This window comes from Photobacterium gaetbulicola, from assembly GCF_003025515.1.
Lineage (GTDB): Bacteria > Pseudomonadota > Gammaproteobacteria > Enterobacterales > Vibrionaceae > Photobacterium > Photobacterium gaetbulicola.
Genome location: NZ_PYME01000067.1, coordinates 1 through 1,258, shown reverse-complemented (window position 1 = coordinate 1,258; position 1,258 = coordinate 1). Strand labels below are relative to the sequence as shown.

1 protein-coding gene is annotated in these 1,258 nt (G+C 46.3%); it reads left to right on the top strand.

The window, feature by feature from the left end; translation table 11 throughout:
- Positions 1-72: 72 nt before the first annotated feature.
- A protein-coding gene (locus C9J03_RS26320; protein ID WP_420813033.1) for an IS3 family transposase occupies positions 73-1,250 on the top strand; the annotation gives its coding sequence in 2 pieces (ribosomal slippage) (positions 73-340 and positions 340-1,250; 1,179 coding nt in all).
- Positions 1,251-1,258 lie beyond the last annotated feature (8 nt).

The following is a 1,258-nucleotide window of genomic DNA, read 5'->3' as shown; positions in this document are numbered from 1 at the left end:
TGTAGTGGCATAGTTAATTTGGCCACCTGATAAGAGGTGATATCATCGCCTCAGAAGTTAACAGGTGACGCAATGACAAAACGCAGTAGAAGAACATTTAGCCCCGAGTTTAAACTTGAAGCCGCGCAGTTGGTTCTTGACCAGGGCTACTCGGTAGCTGAAGCAGCCAAGGCAATGAATGTCGGTAAATCCACCATGGATAAGTGGGTTCGCCAACTCAAAGAAGAGCGGCAAGGAGTTTCACCTAAAGCTTCCCCGATGACGCAAGAACAAATCGAGATCCGTGAGTTAAAGAAGAAACTGGCTCGCCTCGAAGAACATAATGAAATATTAAAAAAGGCTACAGCTCTCTTGATGTCCGACTCGCTGAACAATTCTCGCTAGTCGAGAAGCTCAAGCAGAGCCACAGTGTATCTACACTTTGTGATGTGTTCAGCATCCATCGAAGCAGTTACAAATATTGGTCTGGCCGCCCCAAGGCGATTAATTCTGATTTCGTCGAGTTATGTAGCGAAGTTAAAGCCGCGTACCGCATCAGTAATGGCTCTGCGGGGGCTCGAACTATCGCAGAGATCGTTACGGCAAAAGGAATACCACTGAGCCGTTATCGTGCTAGTAAGTTAATGAAAAATCTTGGCTTAGTGAGTTGTCAGTTGCCTAAGCATGCTTACAAGAAAGCTACTCAAGAACACGTTGAAGTAGCTAATAAATTAGACCGCCAGTTCGCCGTGACGGAGCCGAACCAAGTCTGGTGCGGTGATGTCACGTATGTTTGGGTTGGAACGCGCTGGGCTTATTTAGCCGTGGTTATTGATCTCTTTGCAAGAAAACCCGTCGGTTGGGCAATGTCTCTATCGCCGGATACCAACTTAACGGGTAAAGCGCTATCAATGGCTTTTGAGGCAAGAGGGAAGCCGAAAAATGTTATGTTCCATAGTGATCAAGGCTCGCATTACACCAGTCTGAAATTTCGGCAACTACTCTGGCGATATCAGATTGAGCAAAGCATGAGCCGTCGAGGAAATTGTTGGGATAACAGCCCGATGGAGCGATTCTTCCGAAGCTTAAAAACAGAATGGGTACCATCAATAGGATATGAGAGTTTTGGTCAGGCACAGCGTTCAATCACACAGTACATCACAGGATATTACAGCGAGATCAGGCCACATCAATATAACGGTGGTCTGACGCCAAATGAGTCAGAACGGTTATTCTGGAATGACTCTAAAACCGTGGCCAATTTTACTTGACCACTACA